General features: G+C 50.3%; 19 protein-coding genes and 1 tRNA gene. 5 read left to right on the top strand and 15 right to left on the bottom strand.

From position 1 onward, the window contains the following. Positions 1-3: 3 nt before the first annotated feature. The 8 genes from PsAD37_RS16280 to PsAD37_RS16245 all read right to left on the bottom strand — a co-directional run bounded on the left by PsAD37_RS16280 (position 4) and on the right by PsAD37_RS16245 (position 10,293). Complete coding sequence (locus PsAD37_RS16280; RefSeq protein WP_063297046.1) at positions 4-2,301, bottom strand: bifunctional salicylyl-CoA 5-hydroxylase/oxidoreductase; 2,298 nt, start codon at positions 2,299-2,301, stop codon at positions 4-6. A gap of 295 nt (positions 2,302-2,596) precedes the next feature. Beyond that, the gene (locus PsAD37_RS16275; protein WP_063297045.1) at positions 2,597-3,415 is read right to left on the bottom strand and encodes an MBL fold metallo-hydrolase; all 819 of its coding nucleotides are present in this window, start codon (positions 3,413-3,415) and stop codon (positions 2,597-2,599) included. Between the two features lie 49 nt (positions 3,416-3,464). Continuing rightward, complete coding sequence (locus PsAD37_RS16270) at positions 3,465-4,247, bottom strand: TatD family hydrolase (RefSeq protein WP_063297044.1); 783 nt, start codon at positions 4,245-4,247, stop codon at positions 3,465-3,467. 145 nt (positions 4,248-4,392) lie between these two features. Continuing rightward, positions 4,393-5,946 (bottom strand): methionine--tRNA ligase, encoded by a 1,554-nt coding sequence (metG, locus tag PsAD37_RS16265; RefSeq protein WP_063297043.1) that lies wholly within the window; start codon positions 5,944-5,946, stop codon positions 4,393-4,395. Positions 5,947-6,020: 74 nt separating this feature from the next. Then, positions 6,021-7,082, bottom strand: coding sequence for a DNA polymerase III subunit delta' (locus PsAD37_RS16260; protein WP_063297042.1), 1,062 nt, complete (start codon positions 7,080-7,082; stop codon positions 6,021-6,023). A 20-nt stretch (positions 7,083-7,102) separates the two neighbouring features. After that, positions 7,103-7,768, bottom strand: a complete 666-nt coding sequence (tmk, locus tag PsAD37_RS16255; RefSeq protein WP_063297041.1) for a dTMP kinase — start codon at positions 7,766-7,768, stop codon at positions 7,103-7,105. A 52-nt stretch (positions 7,769-7,820) separates the two neighbouring features. Next, a complete protein-coding gene (locus PsAD37_RS16250) occupies positions 7,821-8,939 on the bottom strand; it encodes a D-alanyl-D-alanine carboxypeptidase family protein (protein ID WP_063297040.1) in 1,119 nt (372 codons plus the stop codon). A gap of 208 nt (positions 8,940-9,147) precedes the next feature. Next, positions 9,148-10,293, bottom strand: coding sequence for a septal ring lytic transglycosylase RlpA family protein (locus PsAD37_RS16245; protein WP_063297039.1), 1,146 nt, complete (start codon positions 10,291-10,293; stop codon positions 9,148-9,150). Between the two features lie 306 nt (positions 10,294-10,599). On the opposite strand from PsAD37_RS16245, the gene PsAD37_RS16240 reads away from it, so the two are divergent. Both PsAD37_RS16240 and PsAD37_RS16230 read left to right on the top strand, forming a co-directional pair. Further along, positions 10,600-10,689, top strand: a tRNA-Ser gene (locus tag PsAD37_RS16240). A 696-nt stretch (positions 10,690-11,385) separates the two neighbouring features. Beyond that, a complete protein-coding gene (locus PsAD37_RS16230) occupies positions 11,386-16,137 on the top strand; it encodes an Ig-like domain-containing protein (RefSeq protein WP_063297037.1) in 4,752 nt (1,583 codons plus the stop codon). Between the two features lie 212 nt (positions 16,138-16,349). On the opposite strand, the gene PsAD37_RS16225 is transcribed toward PsAD37_RS16230, so the two are convergent. The 4 genes from PsAD37_RS16225 to PsAD37_RS16210 all read right to left on the bottom strand — a co-directional run bounded on the left by PsAD37_RS16225 (position 16,350) and on the right by PsAD37_RS16210 (position 18,205). Next, complete coding sequence (locus PsAD37_RS16225; RefSeq protein ID WP_063297036.1) at positions 16,350-16,676, bottom strand: hypothetical protein; 327 nt, start codon at positions 16,674-16,676, stop codon at positions 16,350-16,352. After that, entirely contained in the window at positions 16,673-16,915 is a 243-nt protein-coding gene (locus PsAD37_RS16220; protein WP_063297035.1) for a hypothetical protein, read from the bottom strand. The genes PsAD37_RS16225 and PsAD37_RS16220 overlap by 4 nt, the downstream gene beginning before the upstream one ends. Positions 16,916-17,044: 129 nt before the next feature. Beyond that, positions 17,045-17,563: a hypothetical protein gene (locus PsAD37_RS16215; protein ID WP_063297034.1), complete on the bottom strand. Its 519-nt coding sequence runs from the start codon at positions 17,561-17,563 to the stop codon at positions 17,045-17,047. 36 nt (positions 17,564-17,599) lie between these two features. Then, the gene (locus PsAD37_RS16210; protein WP_084407866.1) at positions 17,600-18,205 is read right to left on the bottom strand and encodes a peptidoglycan recognition family protein; all 606 of its coding nucleotides are present in this window, start codon (positions 18,203-18,205) and stop codon (positions 17,600-17,602) included. 292 nt (positions 18,206-18,497) lie between these two features. On the opposite strand from PsAD37_RS16210, the gene PsAD37_RS16205 reads away from it, so the two are divergent. Further along, a complete protein-coding gene (locus tag PsAD37_RS16205; RefSeq protein ID WP_153039772.1) occupies positions 18,498-19,148 on the top strand; it encodes a hypothetical protein in 651 nt (216 codons plus the stop codon). 3 nt (positions 19,149-19,151) lie between these two features. After that, positions 19,152-19,547 (top strand): hypothetical protein, encoded by a 396-nt coding sequence (locus PsAD37_RS16200; RefSeq protein WP_063297031.1) that lies wholly within the window; start codon positions 19,152-19,154, stop codon positions 19,545-19,547. Between the two features lie 134 nt (positions 19,548-19,681). Here the strand turns inward: PsAD37_RS16200 and PsAD37_RS16195 are convergent, their stop codons facing one another. Together PsAD37_RS16195 and PsAD37_RS16190 are read right to left on the bottom strand one after the other, a co-directional pair. Beyond that, positions 19,682-21,121, bottom strand: coding sequence for a Hint domain-containing protein (locus PsAD37_RS16195; protein ID WP_153039771.1), 1,440 nt, complete (start codon positions 21,119-21,121; stop codon positions 19,682-19,684). A gap of 63 nt (positions 21,122-21,184) precedes the next feature. After that, complete coding sequence (locus tag PsAD37_RS16190; protein WP_153039770.1) at positions 21,185-21,838, bottom strand: hypothetical protein; 654 nt, start codon at positions 21,836-21,838, stop codon at positions 21,185-21,187. Between the two features lie 524 nt (positions 21,839-22,362). Between PsAD37_RS16190 and PsAD37_RS16180 the strand changes: the two genes are divergently transcribed. Beyond that, on the top strand, positions 22,363-22,662 hold the full coding sequence (locus PsAD37_RS16180; protein ID WP_063297058.1) for a hypothetical protein: 300 nt from the start codon (positions 22,363-22,365) through the stop codon (positions 22,660-22,662). A 116-nt stretch (positions 22,663-22,778) separates the two neighbouring features. Here the strand turns inward: PsAD37_RS16180 and speB are convergent, their stop codons facing one another. Next, complete coding sequence (gene speB, locus PsAD37_RS16175) at positions 22,779-23,639, bottom strand: agmatinase (RefSeq protein WP_063297027.1); 861 nt, start codon at positions 23,637-23,639, stop codon at positions 22,779-22,781. Between the last annotated feature and the right edge of the window lie 6 nt (positions 23,640-23,645).

Below are 23,645 nucleotides of genomic sequence, written 5' to 3'. Positions count from 1 at the left end.
TCCTTACACCCGAACTTTAATGAACTCTGCCCGTTCAGCCAGACGGTACAGTTGGTCACGACCAGCGTGATAAGGCTCTGGCCAATATACGCCTTTGTCGCCAAGTAGTGCAGCTGCGTGCAATGTCCAATACGGATCTGACAAATGTGGGCGTGCCAAACACACAAGATCCGCGCGACCAGCCATCAGAATGGAGTTCACGTGGTCCGGTTCGTAGATGTTGCCGACCGCCATGGTTTTCATGCCTGCGTCGTTGCGGATACGGTCTGAGAACGGCACCTGGAACATACGGCCATAAACCGGTTGTGCGCGAGTGCTGGTCTGACCTGCGGAGACATCGCAGATATCAACGTCAGCTGCGTCCAGCATGCGAGCAATCTCAACGGCTTCTTCTGGCATGAGCCCCTCGTCTTCCACCCAGTCCGTTGCAGAGATACGTACGGACATTGGTTTGTCCTGAGGCCATGCTTCGCGTACTGCTTTGATGACCTCCAACGGGTATTTCATGCGCTTTTCAAGTGATCCGCCATACTCGTCTTCACGCTTGTTGGTGAGTGGTGAGATGAAGGAGGACAGAAGGTAACCGTGGGCGCAGTGGATTTCGATCATGTCGAAGCCTGATGCATCTGCCATTTTCGCCGCGTTCACGAACTCTGCCTTGACGCGGTCCATGTCTGCACGGTCCATTTGCTTTGGGGTCTGGTTGCGTTCAGACCAAGCGATTGGAGAGGCGGCAAGAAGCGGCCAATTGTCGACTTTCAGCGGCGCATCCATCTCCTCCCAGCCAAGCTGCGTCGAGCCTTTTGGGCCGGCATGGCCAAGCTGACAGCAGATCTTTGCGTTGCTGTGTTCATGTACAAAATTGGTGATGCGCTTCCATGCTGTTTGATGCTCTGCTGCGTAAAGGCCCGGGCAGCCTGGTGTGATGCGACCATCAGAACTGACACAGGTCATCTCAACAACAACCATCCCTGCTCCACCTTTAGCGCGTTCGCCATAATGGGCCAGATGCCAGTCGGAGACTGTTCCGTCTTCTGCTTTGTACTGCGCCATAGGCGAGACAACCACGCGGTTGTTCAGTTCCATCTCGCGAAGTTTGAACGGTGCGAACATTGGCGGGCGTGGAGCATTGTCAGTATCCGACACTCCGGCTTGATTTTGGAACCAGCCTTCTGCTGTTCCCAGCCACTCAGCATCGCGCTCTCGCAGATTCTCATGGGAGATGCGCTGGGAGCGTGTCAGGAGTGAGTAATTGAACTGAACTGGATCCAGGTGCAAGTAGCGTTCGACGTTTTCAAACCATTCCAGTGAGTTACGAGCAGCGGACTGGAGCTTAAGAACTTCCAAGCGGCGCTCGTCCTCGTACTTCTGGAATGCACTTTGAATGGAGTTTTCGCTGTGCAGATAATCTGCCAGTGCAATGGCGCTTTCCATGGCAAGCTTTGAGCCTGATCCGATAGAAAAGTGTGCGGTTGCAGAGGCATCGCCCATGAGAACGAGGTTTTCGTGGGACCATTTCTCACAGAGCACGCGTGGGAAGTTGATCCATGCAGAACCACGGACGTGGTTTGCGTTGGTCATCAACTGATTGCCACCAAGATGCTTTTCGAAGATCCTCTCACAAGTCCGGCACGATTCAGCCTGGCTCATATCTGCAAAGCTGAACGCCTCATAGGTCTCTTCTGTACACTCTACAATAAAAGTCGCAGTGTCATCATCGAATTGGTAGGCATGTGCCCAGATCCAGCCGTGCTCTGTTTCTTCAAAAATGAAGGTGAAGGCATCATCGAATTTCTGGTGGGTGCCGAGCCAGACAAACTTGCATTTGCGGGTGTCGATGTCTGGCTTGAAATACTCAGCAAACTCTGTGCGGCTGGTGGAGTTCAGACCATCTGCAGCAACAACGAGGTCGTAATCTCCCATGAGCTCTTTTGCGCTTGTGTAGTTGCGCTCGAATTCCATGTTTACGCCAAGCTCTTTAGCCCGGTCCTGAAGGAGCAGAAGTAGCTGCTTGCGGCCAATGCCGCAGAAGCCATGACCGCTGGAGACGTGGCAGGTATCGCGATAGTGAACCGCGATATCATCCCAATAAGCAAAGTGCGCGCGGATGGATTCGGCACTTTTTTCGTCGTTGACCTTGAAGTTGTCCAGTGTCTCATCTGAAAGAACAACACCCCAACCGAAGGTGTCGTCAAACTTATTTCGCTCGATGACTGTGACCTCATGTTGAGGATCTCGCAGCTTCATGCTGATTGCGAAATAAAGACCTGCCGGGCCGCCTCCAAGACATGCGACTTTCATTGCTCTCTCCCCTTTAGGCTGCAAGTGCCCAATTCCAACTTGAGATAAGCGTGACAGGTTTTTTAAATTATTTCAAATATAAAATATCTAAGTATAAAATATACAAAGAATGCCTTGTGATCAGTTCAACCTACTGTATTTTATAAGCTTATTTTTGGTTTGCAGCGAGCCGTTCTACATAGGCAGGGAAATATATTTATCACGCACGCGCTGCTGATATATCTATATCAGCACGAAACGTGGAGGCCTGGCAAGCAATGATTCTGTGTAGGTATCATAAAAAAATGTGACGGCTTCAGACCGTCACATGTGCTGGAAATTTGATTTCCTGACCATCAAAGGCAGGTGAAACACTCTCTGGAAGGTCTGTCAGCAAGCGCTGATAATCCAGATCGCAATGCAAATTGGTGAGGATGCTCTTGGCAGGTTTCATCCTCTCAATCCACTCCAATGCATCATTAACGCAGAAGTGGCTTTGATGTGGCTTCTGACGTAGTGCGTCTACAATCCATGTATCCAGGCCCTTCAATGCATGAAAGCTGCTTTCCGGGATGTCGTTGACGTCTGGCGTGTATGCCAGATCCTGAAAGCGAAAGCCCAGTGCATCAATGTCGCCATGATGGACAAGAAATGGTAGCGCAGTGATCGGCCCCCCTGCACCATCGATGGTGACCGGAGTGCCATTCGTCAGGCGGTTTTCGCTCAGGATTGGCGGATAACCGGAACCTGGCGGCGTGACAAAGCAGTAGTCGAAGGCAGATCGGACGCGCTTTGAGGTGAACTCATCCATGAAAACGGGCACTTTGGCACGCTGCATGAGTGCGAAGAAGCGCAGATCATCTATGCCATGCAAGTGGTCTGCATGGGCATGGGTATAAAGTACTGCGTCCACGTGTGTGACACCGGCTGCCAGCATCTGCTCACGCAAGTCCGGGCCGGTATCCACAATTATGGTCGTCGTGCCATTTTCAGAGAACCGCTGAACCAGCAGAGCACATCTACGGCGACGGTTTTTCGGTTCATTGGGATCACATTCGCCCCAATCTCCGCCAATCCTTGGTACGCCGGTAGATGAGCCGCAGCCCAGAATAGTGACCTTAAAATTGCTGGTCATCGGTCCTCTCAAAATACAATGGCAACACGATCCGCGTCAGTTTAGTCAATCAAGCTGGCTGTGGCACCTTGGAAAACAGGCGCAGGAAATTCTGTGTGGTTGCCTTGGCCATTACATCTTCTGAGACGCCCAGTGCTTCAGCCAGAACTTTGTTGGTGTGCGCTACATAGGCAGGCTCGTTGCGCTTGCCACGCCATGGCTGCGGCGCAAGATACGGGGCATCTGTTTCAACAAGAAGGCGATCCATTGGAAGTTCTGCTGCGATCTCGCGCAGTTCGGTGGAGCGCTTAAAGGTCAAAATGCCGGAGAAGGAAACATAAAGGCCGAGCTCCAGTCCCTTCAATGCCAACTCTTTGCCAGAGGAAAAGCAATGAAGAAGTGCTGGGAAGCTGCCAGCCTTCATCTCTTCTTCCAAAATGCGCATCATGTCTTCATCTGCATCGCGGCTATGTATCACCAGTGGCAGCTGGGTTTCGCGTGCTGCTGCAATATGCGTGCGCAGGACTTTTTCCTGATCTTCCGGAGATGCGTTGTCGTAAAAATAATCTAGTCCGGCTTCTCCGATTGCCACCACTTTGGGATGCTTAGCAATCTCCACCAGTTCTTCCGTGGTGACGTCGGTTTCTTCTCCGGCTTGGTGCGGATGGGTTCCGACGGAGCAGTATACGCTGTCATAGGCCTCAGCGATTTCTTTAATCTGCTCGAACTTGCGGACGCGAGTACAGATGGTGACCATCAGCTTGACGCCAGCCTCGTGGGCACGCTCGATGATCTGGTCGCGTTCTTCTGCGAAATCCGGAAAATCCAGATGACAATGACTATCAACTAACATGGTCACAGCAAAAGCGCCTCCAGCGCGATTCTGTCAATAGGTCCGGTAGACCTCTTGTTTTATCTCAGCGGAAAATGCGAGCGCATTTCCCTCATAAAAAAGGGAGGCATACGCGCCTCCCCTTTAAGCTACATAATCTTGCGCTTTATTCTGCAGTTTCCGGCTCAACATAGCGTGGGAACACGCCTTGTGGCTTCGGCAGATCACGACCACCTTGCAAGCGACCAGCTTCACCTAGCAGTGCAAAGGAGCGCTCGTCTTCATTCAGCACCAGTAGGTCCAGCAGTTTAGATGCAGAGCCTGGCATCACTGGTTGTGCGAGAATGCCAACCTGACGGATGATCTCAGCAGTGGTGTAAAGAACTGTGCTCATGCGCTCAGGGTCAGTCTTCTTCAGCGCCCAAGGCTCCTGAGAGGCAAAGTAGCGGTTTGCTTCACCAACGGTTGACCAGATGCACGCCAGTGCATGGTGGATTTCCTGCTTTGCCATGAAGCCGCGGCATTTTTCCAGCATCTCATCAGCTTGTTGCAAGATTGCCTTGTCGTCAGCAGAGAATTCGCCTGGAACCGGCAGTTTGCCTTCGCAGTTCTTGAAGATCATGGAGAGCGAGCGCTGAGCCAGGTTGCCGATGTCATTGGCGAGGTCAGCGTTGATGCGGTTTACCATTGCTTCGTGGTTGTAGTTGCCATCCTGACCGAATGGAACTTCACGCAGGAAGAAGTAGCGAATTTGGTCGAGGCCGTAGGTTTCTACCAGATCACGCGGTGCGATGACGTTGCCCAGAGACTTGGACATCTTCTCACCGGAGTTGAACAGGAAACCATGGGCAAATACGCGCTCTGGCAGTGGAACACCAGCGGACATGAGGAATGCAGGCCAGTACACCGCGTGGAAGCGGATAATGTCTTTGCCGATGATATGTGCGTTGGCAGGCCAGAACTTGGCCATGTCGCCGTCCATATCCGGATAACCAAGCGCAGTGATGTAGTTGGTCAGAGCGTCAACCCAAACGTACATAACGTGCTTTTCATCGCCCGGGACCGGGATGCCCCAGTCAAAGGTGGTGCGGGAGATGGACAGGTCTTTCAGACCACCTTTTACGAAGCTCATGACTTCGTTGCGGCGTGCATTTGGACCAATAAAGTCAGGGTTCTTCTCATACAGCTCGATCAGCTTGTCTTCATAAGCTGAGAGGCGGAAGAAATAGCTTTCTTCTTCGACCCACTCGACAGGCGTGCCTTGCGGACCATAACGAACACCGTCTTCGCGAACTTCGGTCTCGCCTTCCTGATAGTAGGCTTCGTCGCGTACGGAGTACCAGCCGGCGTAGCTGTCTTTGTAGATATCGCCAGAATTAGCCATTTTCTGCCAGATTGCCTGACAGGATTTATAGTGACGCTCTTCGTTGGTCTGAATGAAATCGTCATTAGAGCAGCCCAGCATTTCCACCATTTCGCGGAAAAGCTTGGAGTTCTTATCTGCAAGATCTGAAGGTGACATGCCTTCCTTGACGGCGGTCTGAAGCATCTTTTGACCGTGTACGTCGGTACCCGTCAGGAAGTGTACTTCTCGGCCATCCAGTTTCTGGAAGCGGGCCAGCACGTCAGTTGCAATTGCCTCGTAGGCATGGCCGATATGCGGCTCACCATTTGGATAGGAAATTGCTGTTGTAATATAGAAAGGCGATTTTTCTGTCATATCCTAAAGCGATCTTTTGATCCGGGATCTAAATCTGGAAAGTTCTTTGGGTTTGTGGCCCAAAAAGACGTAGGTCAGCTCGTGCTTGCTTTCCGCAGGTCAACGAGGAAAGACAACACAACTTGCTTGCGATCAAGGTTTAAAGCTTCTGCTGTTGAGGCAGCGCGGCCCACCTTTTCCCACAAGTCAGCCCACCTGACAAGCGCATCCGGCTTTGTGCTTGCATCTTTACGCAGTTGATTGCTCAAGAACGTGCGGGTCAGCTCCAAAAATGTGTTCCATGCGTCTTCTGCACCACGCCCCGAAACTTTATCTGCAAAGCTGTGCGCACGGATCATATCCAGATTGGCGATTGTCTCAACCAAGCCGGTAAACTCCTGAGCGATTTGCAACGCTCCGCCGTTTGCTGCCAATGCGGCCTGACGCAGGCTACCATCAGCGAGCGTGTGCAGAGCCTGTGTGTTGCCGGATGGAGCGCAGCCCATGTCAGTCAGCGCTTGCTCAATCGTCTGCTCTTCCAGCTTGCGCATGGACAGTTTGCGGCATCTGGAACGAATTGTTGGCAAAAGACGTCCGGGATTGTGTGAAAGCAGGATAAAGAGCGACTGCTTTGGTGGCTCTTCGAGAATCTTAAGCAGAGCGTTGGCTGCGGACTGGTTCATGTCATCAGCGGAATCCACAAGACAGATGCGCCAGTTTCCACCTGCTGCCGTTGACCCAAAGAAGCCTGTGGTCTTACGCACTTCGTCAACAGGAAGGTCCCGCTTGAAACGCTTTCCTTTCAAGTCCCACGGGCGTCGCAGATGCAGAAGGTCTGCATGAGAACCTGCAGCAATCATTTGAGAGCTATGGCTTTCTGGTGGAACGTATAGGCTGTTTGCAGCCATCACCGGCGTAGAAAAGCGGTCTGGGTGCTCCAGTATGAAGCGTGCGAAACGAAATGCCAGCGTGGCTTTGCCGATGCCTTTGGGGCCACCGAGGATCCATGCATGATGAAACCGCTGCGATCTGTAGGCATCAAGCAGTTCGGTTTCTGCAAGTTCGTGGCCGTATAGGTTGGTTTGCTCGCGTGGAAGCGGAAGGCCTTCGACCTCGTCGAACTCAGGGACTTCTTCGATTATGGGAGCTTTCGCCATACTCTCTTTTCCCTGATTGCCTACGGACGTGCCGTATCTTGTTTGATCTGCTCTTCAAAGCGGCTTTGGACGGCCTGCCAGATATCTTCAGTCACTTTGTCCTGAGACTGATCACCGTCAATCACAACAATGCGGTCTGGCTCATTACGGGCCATATCCAGAAACATTTCTTGCCTGCGACGGTGTGTTTCCAAGGTATCTGTTTCAAAGCGATCCGGACCGTCAAACTCGACGGGAGCTGTGCGTTTTGAGACCCGAGCCAAACCGACTTCAGGTGTCACGTTGATCAGCAAGGTCATGTCTGGATTATGACCTGCGATTGCGACCTGTTGCAAGGCTTCAACTGTTTGCGGAGGCACGCCGGATTCACCCTGATAAACGCGGGATGAGTCGGCAAATCGGTCGCACAGGACCCATTTGTCATCATCTAGTGCTGGCTTGATCAGTGTGTCTATATGGTCTGCGCGGGCAGCTGCAAAAAGGACTGCCTCAGCCGTTACGCCATAACCTTTTGCAGCGCCGGACAGCAGGACTTCGCGAACGAGTTCTGCGCCTTGAGAGCCGCCCGGTTCACGTGTGGTGATCGCTTCAATGCCTTTGGCCGCGAGTTTGTCGCGCAAGCGCTGAATTTGAGTAGACTTACCGGCGCCCTCGCCGCCCTCAAAACTGATAAAAATACCCGACAACGTCGAACAGGCCTCCAAGACCTACGGAGTTCAATAGTTCTGAAATCCGGTGCTAGAACAACTGGTAGAAGAACTCGCCTAGCGCGTCCCAAGCACGGCCTTGCAGGTCTCCCATGGCTACATCCTCTCCTGTAACCAGTGTTGCCCGATAAATCACGTCATTTTTGGAAAGAACCTGCAGTTCTCCAACTTCCATTCCTTCTTTAATAGGTGCGGGTATGGGGCCATTGTAAACAACGCGCAGTTGGTATTTGTCTTTTTCGTTGGGGTTGATGAGCGTTGCTACGGCATCATTTGTCTTCAGGGAGACTGTTGTTCTTTTGCCGCCATACACTTGTGCATCGCTGACAAGATCACCTTTGCGGTAAAACTGTTCGAGCTTAAGGCCGGAAAAAGATGGCAGCAATAGAGTTTTCATGTCCTGAACACGGTCTTGCATTGTCGGTGAGGCTGCAATAGCGGCTACATAGCGACGACCGTTGCTGTCGAGTGTTCCAAGTGCTGCAAAACCTTCTCTCTCAGAGAAGCCAGCTCCGAACCCGTCCAGTCCTTCAATATCCCGAATGAGGGGGTTTTTATTGCGCTGTGTGATCTTGTTCCACGTAAAGCGGTCCATGGAAAACACAGAATGCAGTTCAGGCTCATGTTCCAAGACATACGCCGCTAAGATTGTCAGGTCTTCCAGTGTCGTTTTGTGGCTCTCCTCAGGGAAGCCGGTCGGATTGGTGAAATTTGAATTTTCCATTCCAATGGACTTGGCGAGCTTGTTCATCTCCCGCGCAAAGTTGGCTTCACTGCCGGCCAGGCCTTCTGCCAGAATGATTGCGGCATCGTTCGCGCTTTGAACGATGAGGCCATACATTAGATCATTCACGGGGACAGAGGAGTTCAGGCGTGCAAACATGGTGGTAACGCGTGCGGGTGCTCCGCCTGTCCGCCATGCATGTTCACTGACCTTGAATGTGGTTTGCGGTGTGATGTCACCGGCATGCAGTGCCTGCTGCACTGTTACGGCGGTCATGAGCTTGGTCAGGTTAGCTGGCGCAAGCAGAACCTGAGAGTTTTTAGAGAAGATCAATGACTTGTTGGAGAAGTCGTAAAGCGTCGCAGCTTTGGCTTTTATCTCAACAGCATGAGCTGTTGGAGATGCGACTAGAGCGCAGAGCACCATTGCCGCTATCGCTGAAAATCTCCAGCAATCAGGAGATAGCCAGCGCTTAAAGTTGCTTCGAGATTTATGCTGTTTGCACTTCTGCCACCCAACCTGCACGCCTGCGTCTCCCTGAATGTTTTTAGAGAGGCTATGCTACGCCCCATCCCCTAAAACAAACACTAACGCAGGTCAGCAGACTGGGTAAAGCCGTTTAAAACTAAATGACTTAGTGTTTTTGGCCAGTACGAGATTGCAGTAAGTTCTTCAAACCAGTTCCACCTGAAAATGATTTAAATGCTTCATGCGCACTGTTGAGCCTTTGCTGTGACGTATAGGAGGAAACTGCATTTCCGCTCTGGAACGTTGGCGCACTGCCACTTGTTGGTGTTTTGTAAACACCTGAACTTGGTGGTGGAAGGAGTGAGCTGCCAAAGGACGTTGAAACTGGCTGTGCGGCAATCGCAGGTTTGGGCGCATTCGGGTTTGCGTTTGTCGCAAGGGCGCTGTTGATGCGGTTCTTGAAGCTGGATATGGATGCGACTTGTGTCGTGCTCAAGTTACGTTCGTAGACCACAGCAGGATCGAGCTGGCTGGAATTGAACGCCAACACATTTTGCGCCGCATAAATTGGAGTGTCGTATGGCCTGCTTTTTGGCATTGGAGCCGGGCCGGAAATGCGTTTCACAGGATTTGCAAAGGCAAACATGGTACGAGGCGCAGAGTTGCCGCCGTTCGACTTTCCGCCATTGCCAGAATAAGATGCCAGTAGCTTCTTCTCATCCTGTCCGTGAAGAGGTGCGCGGCTGACGTATTCAACACGAACCTTGGCAACGCCGCTGGATTTAGTGCCCAACATTCCTGCAACGCGCTCAGACAGATCAATCACGCGATTATCGTGGAATGGTCCACGGTCATTCACGCGCACAATCATGGAGCGGCCATTTTGCAGGTTTGTCACCTTAGCATAGCTTGGCAGAGGCATTGTTGGATGTGCTGCTGTCAGCGCATTGCGATCAAAGATTTCGCCGTTTGCTGTTTTGCGACCATGGAAGGTTGGACCATACCATGATGCCTTACCGGTTTTCTTGTAGTTATCGTCCCTTTTGGGATAATACCACTTGCCAGCCACTTTATACGGTTTGCCGACAACAGCGCGCCCTCCTCCTTTGGGAACTGGCTTAGTGCCTTTCACCACACGAGGACTTGCAGCCACGCCGTACTTCTTTTCACTGAACTTCACTTTGTCTGCGCCACCACCACAGGCTGCAATACCTGCGCACAAGGCAACTACAGTTATGCTGGTCGCTACACGTTTGATCGTTTCGGGAGCTGGTGCTTTCACCGAATAGCCCCAATTCAGTAAAGAAGTCATACCGTTGTTACTCACTACATGTTCGGCACTGACGGATTTCAGTTTGGTTGAGCAAAAACACCCGAGCTCACTACAAACTGAACCAATATTAAAAAGATAGCCGATAAACCTTAACTGAATCCGATCAAAATGTCTCCACTAGAAAGAGAGTTTCTTGTCAAGGCTAACTTACTTAGGGGAAATAGCGGTTTTGGTGGGACTGATTGATTCCGCTGTGAAAAAAATAAATTCAGGCTGTGGAACAAGTTTTTCGCCGGCTTGACTTTGGAGGCCGCATGAACCAAATAGAGCCCACACCACACAGTCGGAGAGGTGGCAGAGTGGTTGAATGCACTGGTCTTGAAAACCAGCGGGCGTGGAAGCGTCTCGTGGGTTCGAATCCCACCCTCTCCGCCACTTAACTATCTGATAGTTAAGACAAAATAGCCCGCCTTCTTGGCGGGTTTTTTGTTGTCCAGATGAGAACAAAAACAGTCCAAAATCCGGCAAAAAATGACAAAAGTCCCGAAAGACAGAGGAACATCCGTTCTAGTCCTGTTCCTGATTTGGGCATGGATTAAATTCAAGGATCGCAAAACGAGAAAAAAACCCGCCGAGTTTCCTCTGGCGGGCGCGTCAACGTTTTTGAGGATGCTGTCGGAGAGTACCAAACTCTGCACTAAGAACCCCTTTGTAATCAGCGAACATACGCGATGCTATCGAACTTCGCGTATGCAGTAAATCGCTTGTGACCAATACCTGACATTAGGACACCTATAGCGCATGCCCTTCCAGTGAGCGCCTGCAGCTTCAGATTGTTCTTTCTTCGCTCGCGACGGAGAACAGAAAGAAGTCACTTCGCGGAGTAAAACATGACCTGCGACAATTGTCGGCTATCGAGCCTGTGCATTAGGCTGCGATTACTCATAGAGCTACTTTAGCAGCGTGAAACTCCGTTGGTATTCTCTTTCATAAAGTCATTACGGTGCATTTCTGACGATGCATTGTCCAAGTAATTAGCATCAACCTATGGATTTATAAAATGAATTTACAATCTTAAATACTCATGCATATATGGAATGTGCTTTAGTGATTCATATATGGGCCCGCAAAATGACAAATACCGCTCCTGTTGCCAATTCCTTCGAAGAAACAGGGGGGGAAGACACCTCTGTTGTGATCACTCCTTCGTTTTTCGATTTTGATAGTTCGGATACACACAGTTTCACCGTTGATACAACAGGGACGGTTGGGTCTGTCGCCATAAATGATGACGGAACAATCTCCTATGATCCAAATGGCCAGTTTGAATATCTGGCAGCCTATGCAGGTGATATGGAAGATGAGACCACCACTGCATATGATAGCTTCACATATACGGTGACGGATAGCTCCGGGGCGAGTTCTACTGCAACAGTTACCGTCAGAATTCTTGGCCAGAATGATGGTCCAGTGGCTGTTGCGACGAGTGAGACCACGGATGAAGAGAGCTCTGTTACCATAATCCCTGAGTTTTCCGATATAGACACCTCAGACACGCACAGCTTCAGTGTGGATACCAGTGAGACAGCTGGTACCGTTACTGTGAATGATGATGGTACATTCTCTTATGATCCGAATGGTCAATTTGAGTATCTGGCGGTTGGAGAAACTGCAACTGACAGCTTTACCTACACCGTGACAGATGCCACTGGTGAGAGCTCGACTGAAACGGTGACTATTACCATTACCGGCCAGAATGATGCACCAGTTGCTGCGGCTGTTGAAGCTACGGTGAGTGAAGGTGGAACCGTTTCCATCGATAATGGTGTGAGTGATACAGACACCTCAGATGTACATCTGATTGGCGTCAATAATGCTGAGACCCAAGGGACTGTCCTTGTAAATTCTGACGGTACGTTTACCTACGATACTAACGGCCAGTTCAATCATCTGGGAGCTGGAGAAACGGCAACTGACAGCTTTGTCTATATGGCACTTGATGGTTCCTGGAGTGGCGCTTCGGCAACGGTCACCGTTACCATTACGGGTGCCAATGATGCGCCAGTCGCCGCTGAAATTTCCAGTACAACTGACGAAGACAGCAGCATTACAATCGCGCCGTCGTATTCAGATGCAGATACATCTGACACCCACAGCTTCAGCGTGGATACCACCAAGACGCTTGGCTCGGTCATTGTGAATGACGATGGTACATTCGCTTATAATCCTCAGGGCCAGTTTGACGGCCTGACAGCTGGTGAGAGCGCAGCAGATACCTTCACCTATACCGTCACGGACAGTTCGGGTGCGAGTTCGACTGAAACTGTTATGATCACAATCAGCGGTGTGAACGATGCTCCTGTTGTTGAGGATATTGCTGCGACAACTTCTGAGGCTGAAAGCGTCCTGATTGAGCCCGTTTTCTCAGATGCTGAGATCTCAGACACTCATACCATCACGGTGGATGCCAGTGAAACCACAGGGGAAGTCACTCTGGTCGATGGTAGCTTCCAATACAACCCTAATGGCCAGTTTGAACATCTTGCTGTTGGTGAGAGCACGATTGACACCTTCACCTACACGGTGGATGACGGCAACGGCGGTGTCGTCACAAAGACAGTGACTATGACGATCACCGGAGCTAATGATGCTCCTGTAGCATCTACTGTCGCTTCAAGTACCAACGAAGACAGTTCTGTTGTCATTACGCCGTCTTATTCTGATGCAGACACGTCAGATACCCACAGCTTCAGCGTGGATGCCACCAATACTCTCGGTTCAGTGACCGTGAATGATGATGATACATTCTCTTATGATCCGGCAAATCTGGTCGGCTCTCTGGGTCTTGGTGAATCTATCACTGATACCTTCACTTATACGGTTACGGACAGCCTCGGAGAGAGCTCAGTTGCGACAGCGAGTGTAATCGTTGCAGGAGACAGCGAAATACGGACCGGGAGTATGGGAGATGATACTTATTTGATCCAGGCAAGTAGTGGATCAACGATGATTGACTATACCACTGAGGTCGATGATGGCGGGTATGACACGGTTGTCTTTGAGGATCTGTCTCTTCTTGACCTTACATTTACAACAGTTGAACACGATGACGACAACGGTACCGCTCTGAAACTCTCTTGGGATGTAGATGGGAGTAGACCTGCAGGTCAACTCCAGATCGCCAACATGGGCAAGCATATTGAGCGATTTGAGTTTGCTGACGGGACGACGCTCAGCAAGATTGAGGTGTTGAACGATGGCCGTGTTGAGTTAACCGGTACCGACGGCGATGACAAGATTACTGCTGGAGATCTGGCGGAACTTATTAATGGCGGTGAAGGAAGTGATACTGTTCGCTACTTTGATGCAACGACATCTGTCACTGTCAATCTTGCAGATCAATCCCAGAATAGTGGCGATGCGACAGGTGATACTTATGCGTCCATTGAAAATATTATAGGTAGTGATACACACGCTGATCACCTAACCGGTGATGAAAACCATAACAAAATCTGGGGCTATGGAGGCAATGATCAGCTCTATGGCGGTGCTGGTAACGATTATTTTTATGGTGGTGAAGGTGCCGATTATATTGATGGCGGAACTGGTTTGGATTTTGCCCGATATTCTACTTCGGATGCGGCTGTCCATGTGAACCTAGCAACTGGCTTATTCGATGGAGGCCATGCGACGGGGGATGTTCTTGTGGGCATTGAGAATGTTGAAGGTTCAGATTTTGATGACGTTCTCATTGGTGATGATAATGCCAACGCTTTGTATGGCTTAGATGGAGATGACCGCCTTTACGGTGGTAAAGGTAATGACACCCTCAATGCCTCTGGTTCGGGAGCGGACTATATTGATGGCGGGGAAGGAACCGATGCGGTAAGATACCGCTGGTCCCACGCAGCTGTCACCGTTAATCTCGCAGATCAGTCTCAAAATGCAGGTGATGCGGCTGGTGATGAATATATCTCTATAGAAAACATAATGGGCACAGATGCATACGGTGATACGCTCACAGGTGATGCTGGTGACAACAGAATTTGGGGCTATGGAGGTGATGATATCCTGACTGGAGCTGGAGGAAGTGATCGCCTTTATGGTGAGGGAGGAAGTGATCGCCTGTATGGTGGAGAGGGAAATGATGAGCTGTTTGGTGGAGAAGGGGCAGATTACCTTGATGGTGGCGCTGGCTCTGACCTTACTGATTATCGTGCATCGGATGCAGGCGTAACGATCAATCTTGCTGAAGATACAGCCAGTGGCGGCCATGCGACCGGAGATATCCTTGTCAATATCGAAAATATCGGCGGCTCTCAGTTTGATGATGTCCTTATTGGCGACGACAATAGAAACAATTTGTACGCGAAAGATGGCATTGATCACCTAGAAGGTCGGGGCGGCAATGATACGCTGAATGCCTATGGCTCTGGAGCAGACTATCTGGATGGTGGGTCAGGTAATGATACAGTTCGTTATTATCATTCTAACTCTGGTGTAACTGTGAACCTTGGTGACACGAGTCAAAACACCGGCGATGCAAGCGGTGACACCTACATCTCAATAGAGAATATTGTAGGTACATATGTTTATGCTGATAAGCTAGTAGGGGATGATAACGATAACAAAATATCTGGTTATGGTGGAGCGGATACATTAGATGGTGGTGCGGGTTGGGATACTCTAGACTACTACAATTCTCCTGCAGGTGTTTCTGTCAATCTGACAACTGGAGAGGTTTCAGGGGGTCATGCCGAAGGGGATGTCATTGCGAATTTTGAGAACGTTCACGGTACTCATCATAATGATGTTCTCTTAGGAGACGAGATCAACAACGTTCTTTACGCCAACAATGGGCTCGACCATTTAGAAGGTCGGGGCGGCAATGATACGCTGAATGCCTACGGCACTGGTGCAGATTATCTGGATGGTGGGTTAGGTACTGATACTGTTCGGTATCGTTGGTCTAAAGATGCGGTAACCGTCAACCTTGCTGATCCAAGTCAGAACCAAGGCGATGCTGCTGGCGATACCTATATCTCCATCGAAAACATCATGGGCAGTGATGCTTATGGAGACCACTTAACCGGAGATGCAGGGAACAATAAAATTAACGGTTATGGAGGAGCAGATACGTTAGATGGCGGTGCGGGTTGGGATATACTAGACTATTACCACTCACCTTCAGGTGTTTCTGTCAATCTGACAACTGGAGAAGTTTCAGGCGGACATGCCGAAGGGGATGACATTGCAAACTTTGAGAACGTTGCTGGTTCTAATCATAGTGATATCATCTTGGGTGATGAGCTGAACAACAGCCTTGTCGCACTCAACGGCAATGATCATCTGGAAGGTCGGGGCGGCAATGATACGCTGAATGCCTATGGCTCTGGAGCAGACTATCTGGACGGTGGGTCAGGTAATGATACAGTTCGTTACTACCATTCTTATACTAGCGTAACAGTGAATCTTGGTGATGCGAGCCAAAACCAGGGCGATGCGGCTGGCGATACATATGTTTCTATCGAAAATGTCATGGGCAGCGATGCTTATGGCGATTACCTGACTGGAGACGCAGCTGCAAATATACTGGATGGCTTAGGTGGGAATGATACTTTGACTGGTGGTGCTGGTTCGGACACATTCGTGTTTGACGGCTCTGTTTTTGGTAAGGACGTAATTACTGACTTCCAGTCTGGTATGGGTTCAGATGATCACATCCGCTTTGATGCTGACGTGTTTGCTGATTTTGAAGCAGTTATTGCTGCTGCCAGTGATGATGGTATCAACACTGTGATAGATCTGGATGAACACAACTCCATTACACTCTATGGAACCTTGATATCTGATCTCCATATGGAAGATTTCATGTTCGTATGACTATAGGGTGAAGTTGCCGGAAACTGGTTTCGGCAACCCACTTTTGCCAGAACTTCGCATTATTGACTGCGGAGTTCTGGTAATGTGGCAAGCATGGCTCAACCCTTGATGGAACCGCCCGAATGGCAACTCATGGCCCGGTTTACCCGCACACAATGCACGGTCGGAGAGTGGGAGTTCAACTACAGAACTGCATTTTTCATCACACAACTTCAATCTTTACATTTGGGCAATGTCGGGTTGTCTCGCCATCGGCGGGCCATTTTTACAATCCCCTCTGCAAAAGCCAGCCCACATAGGCCGAGCACAAATCCAGTCGCACCTTCTATGCTTTGATCCCTCACCCCTGACCAACTCAATACAAAGGGCAAGACTAGTGGGGTGAGGTAGGCTGCAAACAACGCTCCAACGATGGTAGTGCCGATGGTGAACATAAGAGAGTTCTTGGGGTGCACGATTGCCCGGACGAGCCCTCCAAAGAAACCAGCGGCCAGGTGGATGAGTTTAATCCCCAACACAGCTTGTAACGGGTCACTCATGATTTGCCCTTTCTCTGTGAAGTGTCATTGCAGCCCTCGTCTTCTTCAAGTTCAGTGATCATATCAAGTGACGTAAGGAGTTTCTCTGAAACCACGTCAGCGTCACTTTCCTCCCACTCGATCTCATTGAGGATTGGGCAAAGATCAACGGCTTTTGGCTTGGGTCCGTTTCCGAGCCCTTTCTGACACCCTCCTACGGGCATCGTCAGAGCTACGACCAGCGACACGCTTGCGAGCATTCGCAAGAGCCTGTGCCTGCTGAATCTTGATGGTGTTAATAGCGTCACGGCGTATCAGCTCCTCATGGCGCTTATCCTTGAGCCAGCCGCGAAGAAAGTCTGCGACCAGCCCAGATATGAACTTAAGGATCATCGTGTTTGATTATTCAGTTCGGAATAACTCTTTACAGCCCCAATCAGCCCGTCCCCATTGAGATCTTGCTGTAGGCGGGCTTCTGCAAGTTCAATGATGCGACCAGTTGTGAGACCGAAGTAATCAATAGCGCCAGGAACAGCCTTAGCCGCATAGTTCACCGCATGCCCAACAATTTCATTTTGGGTATCAATAGTAAGCGGCCTACCGGTGTACTTCTCTTTGATCTTGGATTTCCCAAACATCACCCCATTCATAAGGGCTTCGTTCAAACGCGCTTTGAGTTGATCATCAAGTTGGATGTTTGTTCGGTCCTCAAAAGCATTCAAGGTGCGTTTGGCAAGGTAAATAAGAACGACCCCAAACACTGGAAATACAATGTCCAGCACAGGTGCCAAAATTGGTGATAAATCGATAGCGGCGGCCTGTGCAGGCACTGGGGCGAAAGCAAACGCTAGACACAGCGATAGTGTCACCACACCTGTAAAGGCACAGCCAAAAATCTTCTTCAACATGATGTAAAGCTCCTTAAGCTTCGTGGGGGAGTTTTGTCAGGAGAGCACAGCAGCTTTGATCAGCTCGCGCAGTCGGTCTCCGACCTCAATTGGTTTACCGGGACGCTCCATGCCCGGAAGCCAGGTGATGTCCCATTTACAGCGTTGCCGGACCTTGAGCACTGGCTGTACTTCAGCGTGTGTAAGGACTGTCTGGCGAGCAATCGGAATCTGATAAGTTTCACACAGGTCGGCCACGACCTCAGCAAATGCACGGACTTGCTCTTTGGTGATTGGGTATTTGCCAGCATTGAATGGGGATTCCGTCGCCCCTGCCATGGCATCCATCGCGATACCGATAGAGCCTGTGTTGAGCGCTCTGGTGTGGGCCGCGTATTGCCCGTCACGGCAATTGACGTTCGCCTCCGGCTTTAAAGCTCCGGCATGCACTTTGCCTTTGCGGTCCACGATGAGATGGTAGTGGTTCCGTTCAAGGCTATTCACGCCGTCCGCTCCGGCAGTCCAATGCATGACGATGCGCTTCAAACCGGTTTTACTGGTGGGAGTATCGGGTTGTGCAGCTGAGAAGAACGAAAAAGTACCACAAGCGCTTTTGACGGCCTGAGATACTAACACATCAAGAAAACTAAAATATGAACTCATGATGTATTGAGTTTATCTTTCATATAGTTAGATAGGTTTGCCTTTTAGGCAGCCTCGGTGCTGCCAGTTAGCAACAACAAGTATTTTGTCGGCCACTACAAGCTGATTACTGTGCCAACATATTGCATAAGTAGATTGCTTCGCACTGGTATTTTGCAATGAAATTATCCTTATATTTCAATGCACGTTGTCGATGTGTATAAGTCAAGACATTTGCGAAAATGGAAGCGGCTGGGGCCTTATGGTACCTTTTCGTTCCATTCAGCCGCACATCCCACATATGACGGGCAGCTTGAACGAGCGGCTGCAAGCCAAGATCGAGGAAGACAGGAAGGCGTTGGACAATCACAGGGCCGAGCTAGAGAAGACTGGCAAGGCCCAGATGGGCAAGCTCGCAGCTGCGCTGCAGCTGCACGCGCAGAACTCGGCAAGCGCGTGCGAAGACGCGCTGAAGACCACCTCAAACGCTATCGAGCAGATGAAGGTCGAGACTATCCAGAGCGCGGACAAGAGCCTGAGCGCGCATCTGACGGCTCTGGAGGACCAACTGGGCAGGTACAGCGAGGTGAGCCAGCACCAGCTCAAAAGGGCGAGCGTGTGGACGATTTGGGCACTGACCGTCTCAGTCCTGATCGTCCTGAGCGGTTTCGGCTTGGGTTGGATAGTGTTCAACTGGGACAAATCCGAGCTGGAATCCATGAGAGCCGAGAAAACCGCCCTGGACGTCCGGATCAAAAAACTGAAGAGCGAGCAGAAAGACCAGATCGCCGCGAACACACGCGAACAAGAAGCGCTGAGCGGGATAGGGCTGGACGTGATCAAAGATCCGTCAGGGACGTTCCTGAGCCGTCAGGACGGGAGGGATCTGAACGTCCAGTCGGGGTTCTCAATCACAAACCCGGAAACGGGGCAGAAACAGCAGGTCGTGAAAATCGGGAATTAAGCCATGACGGAACTGGAAAAACAGCTCTCAGCCGCATTGAACAAATTGGAAGTGCATTACAACGATCTGCACGCGCAATCGCAGCTCGAACGGGAGCAATTCAAGGCTGGTTTGGACGGATTGAAGGAGCGCTACGAGAGCGCCTTGGACGCGCTCGAGCAGGAGCTGAAGAACGAGAGAGAGGCAACACAAGAAGCGCTTCAGCTCTCCTCCCAGATCGTCGCCAACCACGACACCCAGCAGGAGCAAATCAACGCCTTGAGCGGGCAGGTCGCACACTTGGCAGGCACCTTGCCGAGCTTAACCGGGCACTGCCAGACCTTGAGCGAGGCGCTGGTGAGTTTGCAAGAGCAGTCCGCCCAACTCAGGGCCGAGCTGGACAGCTCCCACGAGCGCTAGTTGGGGCTTCCTATGAACTCCGCTTGAGGAAAGATCGAGATTTGGAGCGCCAGAGGCGGGCGGGCCGTGACACAGATCGGGGAATGGGGATGTGAGGGAGTGGCCCAGAAGTGCTCTGGGCCAGGGCAGTGTCGTTAGTGGAGAGTTCTGGGGCTTGCCTTGGCGTTCTTGCGCTGTTTGGCCTCCTGGGCGCGGCGCTGCTTGCGGCTCATCCTGGGTTGATTAGCGGTGTCTTGCATGGACAGCGGTATGTTGGGCGGGGCAGATGCTTGCAGGACTGGATCTTGTTTGAACGAGCCACCAGCCTCGCCCTGAAGAGGGGCTGGCATACGAGGCGGGAAGGCCTGTTCCCATTCACCGTGCTGGTAGATGTCCTGTGTCGTCAGGGCTGAGATTTTCAGGACGTAGTCTTCCGGCTTGGGTAGCTTGTCACCAAACGGCCAGTGGAACACATGGCTCAAAACATTCTGACCATTCTTACAAAACCCCATTTTGTCGACCGGGCCGTAGATTTCGATAAGACCGTCAAGAATGGACCTGGTGCTGCCATCGGGCAGTAGTGCCTTGGTGCCGAGGCGTAGCTGAGCTTTGTCTGTGACTGTGATGGTGTTCCCGTTTGAGGGGCCGGCCAGCACCCAGACGAATTGGTCTTCCAGAGAACCTACACGGCAATTGGTGGCAGCCCTGATGATGGTGCCGTCTTCCTTTTGGATAGCGCCGTCTGAACGCAGGATGTCGATGATTGGCACGTGCTGGCCTTTGAATTTGCCATCAGCGCAGTAGATGGCGTGGCCGGGAGTGACCATCAGTCCGTGGAAGTCGAGGATGTGTTTGGCGCGGTTGGTCTTGGTGCGCTTGACACGGCCGGGAACCAGGTTGCCGTTCTCGTCGTAGGAGGTAACGATATCGTCGGGGCGGATGTCTTCAATCGGTTTCTTGGTGCCGTCCCACATGGAAATTGGGGTGCCTGCAAGGAAGCAAAAATCTTCCGGATGGATAACAACACTCCGTCCGTCGCCTCGGTAAGAAATAAGTACTTTCGCACCGGGTGGTAATGCTCCATTTGGTCCGACTGAGCTGAGCACGACACCGTTCAACCAGTCAGGTATTGTTGATGATTCAAAGTCAAAATTATCGTCATAAGCACGGAGATCCGCTTCTATTTCGACGAATTTCCCATCAACTACTATGAATTTACTTTCACTACCAATTCCGAAGCGAACAGTTCCATGTACATATGCTTCAAAGATACTACCGTCAGCGATATTTAGGCCGGGGGTGTATAGCTGACTACTGACAGAAAAGTCAGAATTTGTTGCTAATCCTTCGTCAATCAAATCCTGTTTGGTATAGTATCCGTTCGCAAGATTAACCCCTTTTCCGAGAATTTTAGAGACGCCAAAATCGTCCAAAGTGACGCCAGATCCATATCCGTATGTCATCACTTGGTTTTGCGGCATTTCTACAGTTACGTTACCAGTATTAGCGTAAAGAGATTGCGTAACATGATCGTATTTTACATCATTAGGTTGCCAAGGCTGACCATATGAAAGAAGATTATTTACAGTTGTCATGTTTAAATCTGAATAGTCACTTGCATACCATTTCAAAGAACTTCTATCAAAAGACCAAGTCATTTACCTTCCCCCTTTTAGAATAATTAGCTTGCTATTATTGTTTATTATTGTTGCTACGACGATAGTGTCAGCATGTGATAAGGGAATTGAAAAACGGGTCATCCCGCCAACTCTGAATAGTGATAATTCATTTGGGTTGCTGATCACTTCATCCCAATTCAATCCGATGTAGTGCTTCTGCAGGGACTGGGTGCATTCGTCAAAGTTGAGAGTGTTATAATAGCTTGTCTCTAGCAATATTTCATCTAATGCAGATACCCATGGAGAAAAGAGAGGCTCCAGTCTAGAGCTAAAAGATCCTGTATATGTAGCCAGCTCTTTAACGTTTAAAAATTGTTTCGCAATGGAGTATACCTCAATCTGGCATCCTCCAAATAGGCCTGTAGATTCAAAATCGAGAGCCTGCGCATTAACAGCGTCTGGGCGTAGATACTCTAAGTCTGATTTTTTGAAGGGGCGCGGGTATACAAAAATGATGAAAATTATCATCACGATGATGCATACAACAAAAACTATACGTTTCATCACATAAATGCCGTTTATATTTGATGGGATACTACAGCCTTGCCCGCTTGCAGAACCCTGTGAACGTCTTTTCAATTGTTGGGGAGTTGAGCGGTATATTCTGTCCGTGGCACCAGTTGCGAAAATCATTGGCAATCAGGTCAATATCTTTGCCGTTGCCATGAGTTCTTGCAATCGTCTTCCATGGCTCTGAAAAGCTGATAGACCCCTTCTCTGGAAATATCAATAGGGTTGTGCAGCTGAGAAGAACGAAAAAGTACCACAAGCGCTTTTGACGGCCTGAGATACTAACACATCAAGAAAACTAAAATATGAACTCATGATGTATTGAGTTTATCTTTCATATAGTTAGATAGGTTTGCCTTTTAGGCAGCCTCGGTGCTGCCAGTTAGCAACAACAAGTATTTTGTCGGCCACTACAAGCTGATTACTGTGCCAACATATTGCATAAGTAGATTGCTTCGCACTGGTATTTTGCAATGAAATTATCCTTATATTTCAATGCACGTTGTCGATGTGTATAAGTCAAGACATTTGCGAAAATGGAAGCGGCTGGGGCCTTATGGTACCTTTTCGTTCCATTCAGCCGCACATCCCGTGGACATGTGAATATGGTGACGCCAAACTGTCAATTTCTCCATGGGGATTTTGTCATGAAGCGATTGATTTTGGCTGGGGCTCTTACCTGCCTATTTGTATTGCCTGTTGCTGCGCAAACGGTAGAGGAAATGATCAAAGAGATCTTCCTGGTCGATACCATGGATAATTTTTGCGATATCGGCATTAATCATGAGCGGACGTTGGACTATATTCGAGACAACAAGCTCAAAGCGACTCCTCATTATATCGTGCTGGTTCAGGAAAGCATTCGTCTGGCTGGAGAAGTGCAACACACACTGGAGGATGCGGAAGAAGACGCAAACGGAGTTGTGTGCATCCAATTGAGTGAGTGAGCAAAAGAGCTGGGTCTTGTGGTGAGGTGAGCTAGAGGCGTCTTGCTTGCCTCCAATAAAAATGAGCTGCAAACGTGCGATTGCAGCTCTTCGTGTTTGTTGAAAATATTATACTTTTAGTCTTGCGAGATCATTGCAGCAGTCATCAGGCGATAGGTGATCTGAGCTGCTGTAAAATCCCATGCGGCATTTCCATCTGGCGCCAGTTCAACCACGTCGAGACCAACGCATTTGCGGCCTTTTAGTGCATGCTCTACCAGGTGCAGTGACTGGTAATATCCAAGGCCTCCCGGTACTGGGGTCCCAGTTGCTGGCATCTGAGAGGGATCGAGGCCATCTACGTCAAAGGAGATGTAGATGTGCTCAGGAAAATCCTCTGGCAGGTCAACAGTGTGCAGCCCTTTGGTGACCAGTTCTTCGGCGTCGACAAAAAACACTTTGTTGTCTTTGCGGCTGTCCATCTCCTGCTGGCAAAGCGCGCGCACGCCGAACTGTGCCAGAGAGTTCCCCTCTTCTACTAGGAGGTTCATGACAGAAGCATGGGAATGCTTTTCGCCCTGATAAGCGATGCGAAGATCTGCGTGCGCATCAATTTGCACAATGCCTACTGGCTTACCAAGTGCACGGGCTACGCCTGAGACTGCGCCGTAGGACAAAGAATGCTCACCACCCAGAGTGACTGGAATTTTGCCTGCTTTAACCGCTTCTTCTGTACGTTGAGCGAGACGCTCCATAACTTCTGGCAGAGGTCCATCGCAGTCGACTGGGCTTTGCGTTGCAATGCCGGAGGCGCACGGTTCAACGCCGTTACAACAACGCTCCAGCTCATTGCTGGCCTCAATGATTGCTTCGGGACCTTTTATTGTACCCGAACCATAAGAGACAGTGCGTTCCAAGGGAACCGGAATAATCGTAAAGAGAGCGTCTTCTGCTTCGCGTTCTGCTTCAGTCAGCTCACTGTCAAGAAAAACAGACATTTCGTA

This window comes from Pseudovibrio sp. Ad37, from assembly GCF_001623075.1.
Classification (GTDB): Bacteria; Pseudomonadota; Alphaproteobacteria; order Rhizobiales; family Stappiaceae; genus Pseudovibrio.
The sequence above is the reverse complement of the archived record's forward strand: the minus strand, read 5'-3'. Positions and strand labels throughout refer to the sequence as shown.